This is a genomic window from Mycobacterium sp. ABE4_509, from assembly GCF_056160785.1.
This window is the reverse complement of the sequence record NZ_JBSWXU010000140.1, coordinates 1-13,832: the sequence shown is the minus strand read 5'-3', so window position 1 is coordinate 13,832 and position 13,832 is coordinate 1. Positions and strand designations below refer to the sequence as shown.

14 protein-coding genes and 1 pseudogene are annotated in these 13,832 nt (G+C 69.1%); 8 read left to right on the top strand and 7 right to left on the bottom strand.

The window, feature by feature from the left end:
* Positions 1-110: 110 nt before the first annotated feature.
* Both ACXAID_RS22825 and ACXAID_RS22820 read right to left on the bottom strand, forming a co-directional pair.
* Complete coding sequence (locus tag ACXAID_RS22825; protein ID WP_475024470.1) at positions 111-260, bottom strand: anthrone oxygenase family protein; 150 nt, start codon at positions 258-260, stop codon at positions 111-113.
* Between the two features lie 186 nt (positions 261-446).
* A complete protein-coding gene (locus ACXAID_RS22820) occupies positions 447-1,793 on the bottom strand; it encodes a carotenoid oxygenase family protein (protein WP_475024469.1) in 1,347 nt (448 codons plus the stop codon).
* A gap of 103 nt (positions 1,794-1,896) precedes the next feature.
* Between ACXAID_RS22820 and ACXAID_RS22815 the strand changes: the two genes are divergently transcribed.
* Positions 1,897-2,430 carry a PadR family transcriptional regulator gene (locus tag ACXAID_RS22815; RefSeq protein WP_475024468.1) on the top strand — a complete coding sequence of 178 codons (534 nt, stop codon included), beginning with the start codon at positions 1,897-1,899 and terminating at the stop codon, positions 2,428-2,430.
* 15 nt (positions 2,431-2,445) lie between these two features.
* On the opposite strand, the gene ACXAID_RS22810 is transcribed toward ACXAID_RS22815, so the two are convergent.
* Positions 2,446-3,999: an NCS1 family nucleobase:cation symporter-1 gene (locus ACXAID_RS22810; protein ID WP_475024467.1), complete on the bottom strand. Its 1,554-nt coding sequence runs from the start codon at positions 3,997-3,999 to the stop codon at positions 2,446-2,448.
* A 233-nt stretch (positions 4,000-4,232) separates the two neighbouring features.
* Here ACXAID_RS22810 and ACXAID_RS22805 point away from each other — a divergent pair, with 233 nt between their 5' ends.
* From ACXAID_RS22805 to ACXAID_RS22785, 5 genes are read left to right on the top strand one after another with little or no spacing between them, the layout of a single operon-like run.
* The gene (locus ACXAID_RS22805) at positions 4,233-4,934 is read left to right on the top strand and encodes a PadR family transcriptional regulator (protein WP_475024466.1); all 702 of its coding nucleotides are present in this window, start codon (positions 4,233-4,235) and stop codon (positions 4,932-4,934) included.
* A gap of 43 nt (positions 4,935-4,977) precedes the next feature.
* A complete protein-coding gene (locus tag ACXAID_RS22800; protein WP_475024465.1) occupies positions 4,978-5,751 on the top strand; it encodes a methyltransferase domain-containing protein in 774 nt (257 codons plus the stop codon).
* Between the two features lie 49 nt (positions 5,752-5,800).
* On the top strand, positions 5,801-7,279 hold the full coding sequence (locus ACXAID_RS22795) for a glutamate-cysteine ligase family protein (protein WP_475024464.1): 1,479 nt from the start codon (positions 5,801-5,803) through the stop codon (positions 7,277-7,279).
* Positions 7,280-7,289: 10 nt separating this feature from the next.
* Positions 7,290-7,976 (top strand): class I SAM-dependent methyltransferase, encoded by a 687-nt coding sequence (locus tag ACXAID_RS22790; protein WP_475024463.1) that lies wholly within the window; start codon positions 7,290-7,292, stop codon positions 7,974-7,976.
* Positions 7,977-7,984: 8 nt separating this feature from the next.
* Complete coding sequence (locus ACXAID_RS22785; protein WP_475024462.1) at positions 7,985-9,031, top strand: isopenicillin N synthase family dioxygenase; 1,047 nt, start codon at positions 7,985-7,987, stop codon at positions 9,029-9,031.
* Here the strand turns inward: ACXAID_RS22785 and mftD are convergent.
* Positions 9,028-10,200 (bottom strand): pre-mycofactocin synthase MftD, encoded by a 1,173-nt coding sequence (mftD, locus tag ACXAID_RS22780; RefSeq protein ID WP_475024461.1) that lies wholly within the window; start codon positions 10,198-10,200, stop codon positions 9,028-9,030. The two genes, ACXAID_RS22785 and mftD, sit on opposite strands and share 4 nt — an antisense overlap.
* A gap of 162 nt (positions 10,201-10,362) precedes the next feature.
* On the opposite strand from mftD, the gene mftM reads away from it, so the two are divergent.
* Positions 10,363-11,235 (top strand): mycofactocin oligosaccharide methyltransferase MftM, encoded by an 873-nt coding sequence (mftM, locus tag ACXAID_RS22775; protein ID WP_475024460.1) that lies wholly within the window; start codon positions 10,363-10,365, stop codon positions 11,233-11,235.
* Positions 11,236-11,357: 122 nt separating this feature from the next.
* Positions 11,358-11,648, top strand: a complete 291-nt coding sequence (locus ACXAID_RS22770) for a hypothetical protein (protein WP_475024459.1) — start codon at positions 11,358-11,360, stop codon at positions 11,646-11,648.
* A 13-nt stretch (positions 11,649-11,661) separates the two neighbouring features.
* Here ACXAID_RS22770 and ACXAID_RS22765 read toward each other — a convergent pair whose 3' ends face one another.
* The 3 genes and pseudogenes from ACXAID_RS22765 to ACXAID_RS22755 all read right to left on the bottom strand — a co-directional run.
* Positions 11,662-12,300 carry a MadR family response regulator transcription factor gene (locus ACXAID_RS22765; RefSeq protein WP_475024458.1) on the bottom strand — a complete coding sequence of 213 codons (639 nt, stop codon included), beginning with the start codon at positions 12,298-12,300 and terminating at the stop codon, positions 11,662-11,664.
* Positions 12,297-13,676 (bottom strand): MadS family sensor histidine kinase, encoded by a 1,380-nt coding sequence (locus tag ACXAID_RS22760; RefSeq protein ID WP_475024457.1) that lies wholly within the window; start codon positions 13,674-13,676, stop codon positions 12,297-12,299. The genes ACXAID_RS22765 and ACXAID_RS22760 overlap by 4 nt, the downstream gene beginning before the upstream one ends.
* Positions 13,677-13,695: 19 nt before the next feature.
* Positions 13,696-13,832: pseudogene (locus tag ACXAID_RS22755) on the bottom strand (iron-containing alcohol dehydrogenase); the annotation flags it as partial.

Sequence of the window (13,832 nt, the reverse complement as noted above, 5' to 3'; positions counted from 1 at the left end):
CCCCGTATCCGCCGTTGCCCCCGTATCCGGGGCCACCGTCGCAGCCGGCGCCGCCACCGCCCCCGCAGCAGCGCGGCGACGGGTTCGCCCCGCCGTCCTGACCGGTGCGGTCAGAGGTTGACCAGACCGATCAGGAACAGCGTGGACGCCACCAGCGCGGTCACGGTGCGGACGTGGTTCCAGGCCCCCCAGCGAGTCCGGTAGTCCTGCCAGGCGGCTTCGCCGTCCCCGGCGGTGTCCAGCCGCTCGTTGAGCGGCACATCGTGGTGATCGCCCGGGTGGAGCCGGTGCGGTCCAGCCCACGCATCACGAAGGTGGCGAACGGGAACATCATGCCGGCGGCGGTGCCGCTGGCCACGGCTGCGGCGCAGGCCACGGCGGTCAGGACGGTGTCGGACATGCCCTCAGCCAACCGCACCGGCGCCGCACCCGCCCCGCCGGGTGGGTCAGTCGGCGATCCAGTTGCCGTGGAAGCCGTATGGAACCCGTTGCGGCAACGTGATTCTGGCTACCGGCGGCCCGGTGAAGTCGGAGGCGTCGATGATGACCAGGTCGCTTCCGTCACGCACCGGGTCGTAGACGTAGGCCAGGTACCACCCGCTGGTTTCGTCGGCGGGCCCGGAGGTCGAGGGCACGAACACCGCCTCACCAGGGCCGCCGGGGACCTCGGGGGTACCGAACCGGTGTTCGGCGGCGTCACCGTTGGACAGATCGTGGCGGATCAGTCGGCCGTCGCCGACCGACACCGCAAAGCGGGCCGTCAAGGTGGCCAACCGGTCGTCGATGCGGGGGAACTCCACGACGCGGTCGTCGAGTTCGCTTTCCGACACCGTCGCCGTCCCGAGGTCGATCGTCCAGGTCCACATGGTGCCGGCGGCGTCGAAGCCGGCTTCCCCACGCCACAGCTCCGGGTACCGAACACCCTGGAGCACCAGCGTTTTGCCGTCGTCGTGGGCATTGGCGACGTGGAAGACGTAGCACGGGTCGATGTCGAACCAGCGCACGTCACCGAACGGGTCGTCGCGGCGCAGCACCCCGAGGCGCGCCCCGTAGGTGTCGTCCCAGCGGTAGGGCATGTCCCGCTTCGCGCCCAGCGCGATGCCGAGGTCGAACACGATCGGCAGGTCCAGGAACACCACGAAGTTCTGGGTGAGCGCGAAGTCGTGCATCATCGTCAGCGCCGGCACCTCGAGCGGCCGGTTGACGACCAGCTGGCCGTCCGCGTCCGCCCGGTGGTAGGTGACGTGCGGTGCGGTGATGCTGCCGTACCCGAAGAAGTGCAGCTCCCCGGTGGTGGGGCAGATCTTCGGGTGCGCTGTCATCGAGTCGACGAGCTTGCCGCCGAAGTCGTAGGCGCCGACGGTTTCGAGGTCGTTGGTGATCTCGTAGGGCAGCGACGACTCGACGAGCGCGAGGGTCTTTCCGGCGTGGTTGACGACGTGGGTGTTGGCGACGCTGGCGCGCAGATTGCGGGTTCCGTCGGCGTTGTAGAGCGGGAACGGTTCGGTGAAGCTGTCGGTGCGCACCCAGCGGTTGCGGTACCACTTGGCCCGGCCGTTTTCCAGGCGGACGCCGTGGATCATGCCGTCGCCGGTGAACCAGTGTCCGGTCGCCGAGCGCGGATTGGGTCCGTTGCGCAGGTACCAGCCCGCCAGCTCGGCCGGGACGGCCCCGGTAACCGGTAGGTCGAATTCGGTCAGTTCGTCGGCGACGGGTGCGTAGTTGTCACGCTGGAAGAAGTCGCCGGTGCCGAACAGTGTTGCGGTGTCCGGGTCAGAAGCGGAGCGGGTCATGGGCTTACCTCCTGTCGGGATTCTCCCACCCTTTCATTCCACTAGTGACATGTCAATAGTGGAATATCGGGACGGCGGCGGCCCCGGCCCGTACCATGCTGCCGTGAGCCTGCGCTATGCCACCCTCGGCCTGTTGGCCCAGCACCCCGGCAGTGGCTACGACCTGCTCAAGCGGTTCGAGGCGTCGATGGCCAACGTCTGGCCGGCCACCCAGAGCCAGCTCTACGGGGAACTCAACAAGCTCGCCGCCGACGGCCTCATCGAGGTCACCGCCGTCGGCGCCCGCGGGCGCAAGGAGTACGGCATCACCGCGGCCGGGCGCGCCGAGCTGCTGGAGTGGATCGCCCAGCCGAGCGAGAACACCGCGGTGCGCAGGCCCGACGTGCTCAAGGTGTTCCTACTCGGCGAGATCCCGCCCGAGCAGGCGCGTGAGTACGTCACCCGGGTCGCCGAGTTCGCCGACCAGATGCTGGACCGGTACCGCCAGATTCGCGATTCGGTGCCGTGGGACGACTCGGCGGCCGACTTCTACGCGCGCGCCGCGCTGGAGTACGGGCTGCGCTCCGCGGCGATGGAGGCGCAGTGGGCGCGATGGCTGGCCGACGCGATCGACGAGCGGGCACAGCACAACCGGTGAGCGAGCGGGCCGGGCTCAGCTCGCTGCGGCGTGCTGCTCCTCCGGCGTGCCGACCTCCCGGCCGCGTGACACCAGCCAGTGCAGCGCCGCACCCAGGGCGGCGCCGAACACCCACGCGAAACCGGACAGTGCGTGCAGCGCGGGAACCCAGACCGCCGAGATGGCGAAGATCGCGGCGATCCCGAACGCCCACAGCGCCCGGACGTTCCACCCGCGGGTGAAGTAGTAGATGCCTGCGGGATCGACGGTGTAGAGCTGCTGGATCTCGAGCTTGCGCTTCCGGATCAGGAAGTAGTCGGCGACCATGATCCCGTACAGCGGCGCCAGCACCGCCCCGAGGGTGTCGACGAACTTGGGCAGCCCCGCGTTGCCGATGACCGAGACCCACAGTGCCCCGATGATGAATCCGAGTGCCGCGGTGATGAACCCGGCGACCCGGAAGTTCAGTTTCTCGGGCTTGAGGTTGACGATGTCGTAGACCGGCGGGATGAAGTTGGCGACCAGATTGATGCCCACCGTCGCGACGAAGAACGTCACCGCGGCCAGGATGCTCAGCCACACGTTGCCGACCTGGCCGACGATGTCGGCCGGGTTGGTCATCGGCTCGCCCTGGCCGTCCTGGAAGACGATGTAGGCGCCGGCGGTGATGAACAGCGACAGGAATGTGAAGAAGGTCAGGCTGACGGGCAGGCCGAGCAGGTTGCCGCGCTTCATCTCCTTGTCCGAGCGGGTGAACCGGGCGAAGTCACCGAAGTTGATGATGACCGCGGCGAAGTAGGCGATCATCGTGCCGACCACGCCGACGAATGCGCTCACCGCGGCGAGCCCGGACTTCTCGCCGGCGAACAGGTCGCCGACCGAGGTCAGCAGCCCGGATCCGGCCTGCCACCAGATCGCGATCAGCAGCAGGATCATCACCGCGTACACCGCGGGCCCGGCGAAGTTGAGGAACCGCACGATGCCGTCGATACCGCGGATGAACAAGAAGATCTGGAAGCCGGCGACGATGGTGTAGGACACCCAGTCCACCCAGGTCATGCCCAGGAACGTGGCGCTGGGCGTGGCGCCGAGGATCGCGTTGATGGCCAGGGCGACGGCGGTGGAGGCGAAGTAGGTCTGGGCGCCGTACCAGAAGATCGCCACGATGCCGCGCACCGTCGCCGGGAACATCGCGCCGCGGACCCCCATCGACGCGCGCGCGACGACCGGGTACGGCACGCCGTATTTGACGCTGGGCTGTCCGGACCAGTTGACGAACACCATCACCAGCGCGCCGGCCAGGATGATCGCGGCGATGACGAACCAGCCGTTGATTCCCGCGGTGATGAACAGGCTGGCCGCCAGCGTGTAGCCGGCCAGGCTCTGGACGTCGTTGGTCCAGACGTTGAAGATCTCGAACCATCCCCACTTGCGCTGCGAGGGCGGCGTCGGGGCCAGTTCGTCGTTGTGCAGGCTGCTATGGCCGGATGCGATCACGAACTCGGCATCACCGTCCGGGGCGACGACGGCGGCGGACGGAGAAGCCGTGACGACTCCGGGATCCGGGTGGCCCGGCTGGGGTTCGGTCACTGCTGGGGTCCTTTCGCCGGTCCCAGCGGCGGACCATGCACCGTCTGCCCCGTCACTCGGACATGTATCGCAGACACGCTAGGCAGGTGCTGTTGCGGCGGTGTTAGTCGCACGTTTCCGAAGTATCACGTGACCAGACGTTGCATCGCGATAGTTTTCGATATATCGTCGACCCATCGGAAGCGTCTTACTTGCTTCCAACCCAGAACCACCATTCAGAAGGAACGATTGACATGACACACCCATTCGACACAGCGCCCGGCGGCTTCGGTTTCGGCCCGGTCGACCGGCGCGCACTTCACCAACAACGTCGCCAGGCCCGCCGCGACTTCCGTGATCACCTGCGGGAACACTCCGGCCACGACTTCGGGCCGGGCATGCGGCACGGTCGCGGCGGGGAATTCCCCGGCGGCTTCGGCTTCGGTTTCGATCCGCGAGGCGGCTTCGGCTTCGGCCCGGGACCCCGTGGGGGCAGGCGCGGAGGCGGCCGCGGCAGGCGCGGCAGGCGCGGCGATGTCCGCGCGGCGATCCTGTCGCTGCTGGCAGAACGCGCGATGCACGGCTACGAGATGATCCAGGAGATCGCCCAGCGCAGCCAGGACCTCTGGAAACCCAGCCCGGGCTCGGTCTATCCGACTCTCGCGTTGCTCGAGGACGAAGGCCTCATCGTGGCCACCGACAGCGAAGGCAGCCGCAAACTCTTCGAGCTCACCACCGACGGCCGGGCCGCTGCCGAGAAGGTCGAGACACCCCCCTGGGAAGGCCTCGCCGACGACGTCGAGCCCGGGCAGGCCACTCTGCGCAATGCGGTCGCGCAACTGGTCGGCGCCGTCGGCCAGTCGGCCTTCGCCGCCTCCGAAGAACAGCAGGCACGCATCGTCGAGATCGTGAACAACGCCCGCCGCGAGATCTATCAGGTCCTGGGCGAGGACTGAGCCGCGGCCCGAGCGCGCTGCGTCTCCCGTCATGATGGAGGTCATGGGCACGACAGGCGGCGACGACACCGACATCACCGGGATGCCGCGGGGCGGTCCGGACGCGTCGTGCCTGGACCGGCTGCTGCAGACCGACCGGCCGGAGTACCTGGACCGTGAGTCCGCCGACGACACCGACGAGGCGCGCAAGCGCAGCGTGATCCGCGCACTGGAGTGGACCGGCGAGGTGTTCGGCAACCACGACAGGTTCGCCCAGATCTCACTCGAGGAGGTCGCCGACGTCGCCGACCCACGGATCCTCGAACTCGGGGCCGGGCACGGCGGCCTGTCCCGCCGTCTGCTCGAGTGGCATCCCACCGCGGCGCTGACCGTCACCGACGTGGATGCGGCCTCGGTGGCGGCGATGGCGGCCGGTGAGCTCGGCCGTCACCCCCGTGCGACGGTGCGCACGATGGACGCCACCGCGCTGGACGCCGGAGACGGCGACTACGACCTGGCGGTGTTCGCACTGTCCTTTCATCACCTGCCGCCCGACGCCGCCGCCCGGGTGTTCGCCGAAGGCACCCGGGCCGCGGCCAAGCTGCTGATCATCGACCTGCCGCGCCCGCCGGCCCCGCTGCATCTGCTGCGGCTCGCCACGATGCTGCCGTTGGCCCCGGTGGTGCCCTTCGTGCACGACGGCGTGATCAGCTCGTTGCGCTGCTACAGCCCGTCGGCGCTGCGGGCGCTGGCCGCCCACGCCGACCCGGCGATCGAGGTGACGCTGCGCGGCGGACCGCTCGGCCCGCAGATCGTGGTGGCGACGCGGCCACACTGAATCGACGCGCGAAGCCACCAAAACAGGTCACCTCACCCACAATGGCGGGGTGGGCGAGGAACTCAAGCACACCGACTTCGGTCCCGGGCATCGCCGCGACTATCGGCGCAAGGTGCAACTGTGCCTCGACGTGTTCGAGACGATGCTCGCGCAGTCCAGCTTCGACTTCGAGAAGCCGCTCACCGGCATGGAGATCGAATGCAACCTGGTCGACTCGCACTACCAGCCGGCGATGAGCAACTCCGAGGTACTCACCGCGATCGCCGACCCCGCCTATCAGACCGAACTGGGCGCCTACAACATCGAATTCAACGTGCCGCCGCGCCGGCTGCCCGGGCGGGCGGCACTCGACCTCGAGGACGACGTCCGCGAAAGCCTCAACGCCGCCGAGGCCAAGGCCGGCACCGACGGGGCGCACATCGTGATGATCGGGATCCTGCCGACATTGTTGCCCGAGCACCTCACCGGAAGCTGGATGAGCGACTCGTCGCGCTATCAGGCGCTCAACGACTCGATCTTCACCGCCCGCGGCGAAGACATCATGATCGACATCGCCGGCCCGGAGCGGCTGTGTGTGCAGGCCGCCTCGATCGCCCCCGAATCCGCCTGTACCAGCATGCAACTGCATCTACAAGTATCGCCTGCCGACTTCGCCGCCAACTGGAACGCAGCGCAGGTGCTGGCCGGTCCGCAGCTCGCGCTGGGCGCCAACTCGCCGTTCTTCTTCGGCCACCACCTGTGGGCCGAGACCCGCATCGAACTGTTCGCGCAGGCCACCGACACCCGCCCCGACGAACTCAAGAACCAGGGGGTGCGGCCCCGCGTCTGGTTCGGCGAACGCTGGATCACCTCGATCTTCGACCTGTTCGAGGAGAACGTCCGCTACTTCCCGTCGCTGCTACCCGAGATGTCCGACGAGGACCCCGTCGCCGAGCTGGCCGAGGGCCGCACCCCCAAGCTCTCCGAGCTGCGACTGCACAACGGCACCATCTACCGGTGGAACCGCCCGGTCTACGACGTCGTGAACGGCCGGCCCCATCTGCGGGTCGAGAACCGCGTGCTGCCCGCGGGGCCGACCGTGCTGGACATGATGGCCAACTCGGCGTTCTACTACGGCACGCTGCGCGCGCTGTCCGAGGAGGACCGGCCGCTGTGGACGAAGATGAGTTTCGCAGCAGCACATGCGAACTTCCTCGAGGCGGCCCAGCGCGGCATGGAAGCCCGGATGTACTGGCCCGGGCTGGGCGAGGTGACCCCCGATGAGCTGGTGCTCCGCCAGCTGCTGCCCCTGGCCGACGAGGGGCTGCGCCGCTGGGAGGTGGCCGCCGACGTCCGCGACCGCTACCTCGGGGTGATCGAGGGCCGCGCCAAGTCCGGTCGCAACGGCGCCGTCTGGCAGGCGAAGACCGTCGAGGCACTGCAGGACCGCGGGATGAGCCGGCCCGGTGCGCTGGCCGAGATGCTGCGGCTGTACTGCCAGGGCATGCACAGCAACGCGCCGGTGCACACCTGGGAGATCCCGGCGTAGCTTGGTGGCCATGGCTGCGAACGACTCGGACGTGATGGATTGGGACAGCGCCTACCGCGGGGAAGGCGGCTTCGAGGGACCGCCGCCGTGGAACATCGGCGAACCCCAGCCCGAGCTGGCCGCGCTGATCGCCGCAGGCGCGGTGCGCGGCGAGGTCCTCGACGCCGGGTGCGGACACGCAGAGCTCGCGCTGGCGCTGGCCGCGCAGGGTTTCACCGTGGTGGGCATCGAGCTGTCCCCGACCGCCGTGGCCGCCGCCCGAAGCGCCGCCGAGGAGCGCGGCCTGACCAACGCCACCTTCGTGCAGGGCGACATCACCACCTTCACCGGGTTCGACGGGCGTTTCGACACGATCCTCGACTCGACGCTGTTCCACTCGCTGCCGGTGCAGGCTCGCGACGCCTACCAGCAGGCTGTGTTCCGGGCGGCCGCCCCGGGTGCGGCGTACCACATCCTGGTGTTCGCCGAGGGCGCGTTCCCGAAGGAGATGGACACCAAGCCCAACGAGGTCGACGAGGCCGAGCTACGGCAGGTCGTGGGCCGGTACTGGATGATCGACGCGGTGCGCCCGGCGTTCATCCACGCGCAGGTCCCGCCGATGCCGGACGGTCCGTCGGCGATGCCGCCACACGCCCGCGACGACAAGGGCCGCATCATGTTCCCGGCGTTCCTGCTCAGCGCCCACAAGCCGGGCTGACATCGACCATGGGCCACTTCGAAGTGCCGGCGGTCGACATCTCGGCCTGGGTCACCGGCGGCCGCGCACAAGCCCGCGCCGAGGTCGCCACCGCCGTCGACGACGCCTGCAGCCGTGTCGGTTTCATGCAGGTCCTCGGCCACGGGGTGCCCGCCGGCGTGATCGAGGGCCTGGGACAGGCGATGGACCGGTTCTTCGACCTGGGCTCGCACACCAAGAACGCCTACCGTGTCTCCGGCGCCAACCGCGGCTACAGCCCACCGAACAGTGAATCGCTGAGCCTGTCGCTGGGCGTGGAGTCGGCGAGCCGGATGAACGACTTCTTCGAGGCGTTCAACGTCGGCGTCGAGGCCCGCTCCTTTTCCGGGCTGGACCTCGACGAGGCCGACTACGGCGTCAACGTCTGGCCCGCCGAGGTGCCCTCGTTCCGGGATTCGGTGGCCGACTACTTCGCCCACGCAGGTCGCGTCGCCCGGTCGCTGACCGGGATATTCGCCGCGGCGCTGGGCCTGGACCCCGACTACTTCGCCCGGCTGACCGACCACTCCATCGATGTGCTGCGGATGAACAACTACGCGCTGCCCGAGGGCACCGGCACCGCTGACGGCGAGCTGACCGGTATGGGTGAGCACACCGACTACGGCATCGTCACCGTGTTGTGGGCCGACCAGGCTCCCGGGCTGCAGGTGCTCGGTACCGATGAGCACTGGCACAACGTCACACCTCTCGACGGTGCGCTGCTGGTGAACCTCGGCGATCTCACCGCCAGGATCACCAACGACCGCTGGATGTCGACCCTGCACCGGGTGCGACCACCGATCGTCGACGGTGTGGTTGCGCGTCGCCGTTCTGCGGCCTTCTTCCATGACGGCAACGTCGACGCCGTGATCACCACCGCGGCACCGTTCTTGGAGTCCGACGCCGGTCTGGCCTATGAGCCGATCACCGTCGGCGCCCATATCGCCGCCAAACTCGCCGGGTCACGGCAGGGCAAGGCCAACGTCGCGGCGGTGCGCGAAGCCGCGCGGGTCCTGTCGGCCCAACAGCACTGCTAGATCCCCAGGTCGCGCCGGAACCCGTCGGGCATCACGAGGTCGGCCGGGCCGAGCTCGTCGATCGAGGACAGGCCGAGCCCCAACAACGCGGAATCGATTCCCCCGCGCAGGATGTCCAGCACGTTCTCGACGCCGGTCTGTCCACCGGCGGCCAGACCCCACAGGTAGGCACGCCCGATCATCACCGCCCGCGCGCCCAGTGCCACCGCCTTGACGGCGTCGCCGCCACGCCGGACACCGCCGTCGAGTACGACCTCGACCTGGTCGCCCACGGCCTCGGCGATGGCCGGTAGCGCCCGGATCGGGGCCGGGGTGCCGTCCAGGTTGTTGCCACCGTGGTTGGACACCGAGATCGCGCTGACCCCGGCGTCGACGGCCCGTTTGGCGTCGTCGACGCGCATGACGCCCTTGAGCATGAACGGGCCGCCCCACTGTTCGCGCAGCCAGGCGATGTCCTCCCAGCTGGGCAACGGGGTCTGCATCCACTCGCCGTAGGCGCCGAAGAACGTCGGGGCGGCCCCGCCGTCGGCCAGGTTGGGCGCGGTCAGGTCGGGCACCGCCGCGGCGCGGGCGAAGTCGGCCAGCCACCGCGGCCGGCGGATCGCCTCCGGGGCGAAGCGCAGCATGGCGCGCAGGTCCATCTTCTCCGGGATCGCCGGGCTGCCCCAGTCGCGGCCGTTGGAGAACGACCAGTCGGTGGTTATGATCAGCCCGACCGCACCGGCCCGGCGGGCCCGCTCCATCCGCGCGACCAGCCGGTCACGACCCCCCGTCCAGTACATCTGGAAGAAGGTCTGCGGATTGGCCGCGGTCACCTCCTCGACCGACTTGCTCGCGAAGGAGGACAGCCCGATCGCGGTGCCGCGCGCGGCGGCTGCCCGCGCGACCGCGACCTCGCCGTCCGGGTGCACCGCCTGCACGCCGGTGGGAGATATCAGCACCGGAAGCGAGATCGACTGCCCCATCACCGTGGTCGCCATGTCGCGCTTGCTGGACAGCCCGGCCACGTGCGGGGCGAAACCCAGTTCACCGAACGCGGAGAGGTTGTCACCGACGGTGACGCCTTTCTCCGACCCGGCCACCAGAGCGCTGTAGACGCTGGGCGGCAGCCGCTTGCGGGCGCGGCGCTGAGCCTCGGCGACGGTTTCGAACCAACCGGTCTTGGCCATCTCGGATCTCCTCTTGGTGTGACCTGCAGCACCAAAGCTATGGCACTCGGTGCCTGAATGGAACTCGCCGATCGGGTAGTCACTCACCCACCCGGATGGGCCGCCGATTGCGCCCAGTGGGCGCGTGTGTGACCTCGGTCAATCCCAATACCGTTGTGCAGTATGCAAACTGCGGCGCTGAACCCGCTCGCGCCGACTCCGCGGGACGTCTGGACCGGGCACGGGGTACGCGTACGGCGGCGCGGCGGCCCGCACCTCAGGCATGCCGATCAGGACACCGTGTGCACGCCGCGGTTCTGCGTGCACCGGCGCGAGCAGCTGCTGACCGTCGAACACGACCTTCGACCCGATGAGCTGTGCGACGAGCTGGCGGTGCTGTTGGCAGAAGAACTCGTCGATGCCGGGCTGCTGTGCGGCCACGCCGAGTTCGAGCTGGTGTTCACCGGAATCGTCCGCTCGACGGTCGAAGGTGCGCTGCCGTCATGGCTGCACTTCTACCGGAACTCGGTCGCAGCCCTCGAAGCGGGCACCACTGCGTTCGCGCCTGTGCACGCCTGGGCGGCCGACCAGGTGCGCGGCCACCGGCTCGTCGATCTCGGGTCGTGCTTCGGGTTCTTCCCGCTACGGATGGCCCGGCAGGGAATCGACGTCCTGGCAACCGATCTGAACGCCCGGGCGATGCATCTGCTGAGCAGGGTCAGCACTGCGATGCGCAGGCCGCTGAACACCCTGGTCTGTGACGCCGCCGATGTGCCGCTACCCGACCGGTGCGCCGATACGGTGACGGCACTGCACCTGATCGAGCACCTGCCGGCGAACGCCGTCGACGCGGTGCTCGACGAGGCGCTTCGACTTGCCCGGCGCCGGGTCGTGGTGGCTGTCCCGTTCGAGACCGACGCCCGCGAATGCTACGGGCACATCCAGCGTTTCGACCTACCCGCGCTACAACGACTCGCCGGAGGGCTGGCCCGGCGCCACTCGATCAGCACGCGCGCCTACGAGTTCCACGGTGGCTGGCTGATCCTGGGCCGCTAGCTCGAGCGCAGGTGGGTCCCAGCGTCGCACGGTAGCCTCAATCCGTGCAGGATGGTCGGGAGCTCACAGTGCGAAAACGCAGGCGATCGGTTCCTTCCGCGGCAGCGGTTGCGGTGGCGCTGGTGGTTGCAGCAGCGGCCATCGCGGTCTTCACGGGAAACGCGATCACCAATACCTGGCTGCTGATCACCGAGCCCGCCAACACCATCCCGACCGAATCGTCGATCTGGGAATTCTCCCCGACGGTGATGAACGACGGCTCCGGAGACTGGTGGTTGTACGGCGAGGACGACGAGAACTACTACTACTTCACCGGGTCCGATGAAAAGCCCTACCTGACCATGCCGAAGGCCGCCACCCGTGATTGCGCCGGGTTCGACGGCAGCGACCATCTCACCTGGTGCGGCATCTAGCCGCGGCATCCGCCTAGATCAACCCGCGCTTGCTGGCCGCGTACACCGCCTCGGCGCGCCGGCTGACCTCGAGCTTCCGCATGATGTTGCTGACGTGGAATTTCGCGGTGGTGGCCGAGATGTAGAGCTTCTCGCCGATCTTGTTGTTGGACAGGCCGGCCGCCAGCAGGCGCAACACTTCGAGCTCCCGGTCGGTGAGCTGCGCGCGGTGCTCGGCACGCCCGGACATGGACCGGACGACGGCCGCGGCACTGCGCGAGTCGAATGCGCTGTCGCCCGCCGAGATCGCGCGAATGGCCCGCACCAGCTCGGTGGTGTCGACGTCCTTGACGACGTAGCCCCGCGCACCCGCGTGCACCGCCCGCACCACCAGGTCCTCGTCGAGGAACGTGGTGAGCACCAGCAGACCCAGGCCCGGGTACGCCTCGGACAGTTTGGCGCACAACGCCAGACCCTCGAACTCGGAGCCGGCCGACAGCTTCAGGTCGAGCAGCACCACATCGGGCGAGGTGGCTCGCACGATCGCCTCGGCCTCGGCCTCGGCGGCGGCCTCACCGACCACAATGAGGTCCTCGGCGCGTTCCAGCACCGAGCGAAGTCCCTGGCGCAGGATCGCATGGTCGTCGACGAGGACCAGCCGGATCGGTGTCATGAGTCCTGGCTTTCTGGAGGGTTTTCCGGCTCGCAAGGGATGCGGGCGGACACCCGGACACCGCCGATGCGGGACCGGTGCACGTCCAGCGTGCCGCCGTGCTCTTGGGCACGGGCACGCATGTTGGCCAGGCCGCGGTGCCGGCCGTCGACGTCGGTGGCCCCGGCCAGGCAGAGCATCAGCCGCATCTTCGCCGGGTCGCCGGTGCCGTCGTCGGCGATGGACAGGCTGACATGGGTGGGCTGGTAGGTCAGCCGCAGCAATGCGCGGGTGGCGTTGCCGTGCATGGCTGTGTTGAACAGGGCCTCACCGGCTATCCGCAGCAGGGCGTGCTCGACCTCGCTGGGCAGTTCCACCGGGGTTCCGGTGACCCGCAGGCTGACCCGAAGATCGTCGGGCATGTGCACGGTGGCGAGCTGGGCGAGCATCTCGGCCAGGCTGGAGCGGTGCGCGTCGGCGGGCTGGTTGAGCGCGTAGATCGCCGAGCGCAGCTGTTCGGTCGCCGAGCGGGTCAGGTCCTTGGCCAGGTCGAGACGGCCACCGAGTGCGCTGTGGCCGTCGAGTTCGTCGATCTCGCTGCGGCAGACCTCGATCTGCATGCCCGCCGAGAGCACCGTCTGCGCCACGCTGTCATGCAGTTCACGTGCGATGCGGTGCCGTTCGGAGTCGAGCACCTGATGTCGTTGGACGGCGCCGAGTTCGCGCTGGGTGGCCAACAGCTCGGCGTTGTGGGCCTCGGACTGGGCCAGCAGTGCAAGCGATTTGGTGAACAGCGCCGAGTTCTGCAGCGCCACCGCGGTCTGGCCGGCCAGGATCCGCATCACCACCGCGTCGGTGTCGTCGAGAGGTCGGTGCGGCGGGGTCCATGCGGCGAAGGCGCCGATCGCCTCGCCGTCGAGTTCGATGGGCACGTGCGCGTGCCGGTGTTCGATGACGGGCAACCGGAACTGCGCGAGCTGCCCGCGCAGGATGTCGTTGAGCCGGTTGAGAACCGCGTCGGGCAGGTACGGTCCGGGATCCTGGGCGTCGGAGAGACCTTCGAACGCGTACACCACTCCGGCGGAGTCCAGGATGAGATGGCGGACGCTGGCCTCCGGCAGCGCTCCGTCGGCCAGGGCCAGCAGCACCCAGTCTGCGTCGACGTGGGCACGGGCGGCCTCGGCGACGGCGCGCACCAGGTTCTCCGGCCCCTCGGTGGTCTGCACCAGTGCGCGCGAGATGGTGTCCAGCGCGGTCACCACCCGGTGCAGTCGCTGCGCGGTGACCCGCAGCTCCGGGTAGAAGCTGCCCTTGCCCGACCGTAGCCCGGTCAGCCGCGCCAGGTCAGCGGTGTCGGCTCGGCGGCGGCGCGCGGCGGCGCGGGACAACTCGGTCATCGGCGCGCCCCTGCTGCGTTCACATCGCCGCCTCGAAAAGGGCCCGCACCTGCGCCTCATCGGCGGTCCGCGGGTTGGTGCTCATGCAGGCGTCCTGCAGCGCGGTCCGGGCCAGCCGCGGCAGGTCGTCGTGGCGGACGCCCAGCGACGCCAGCC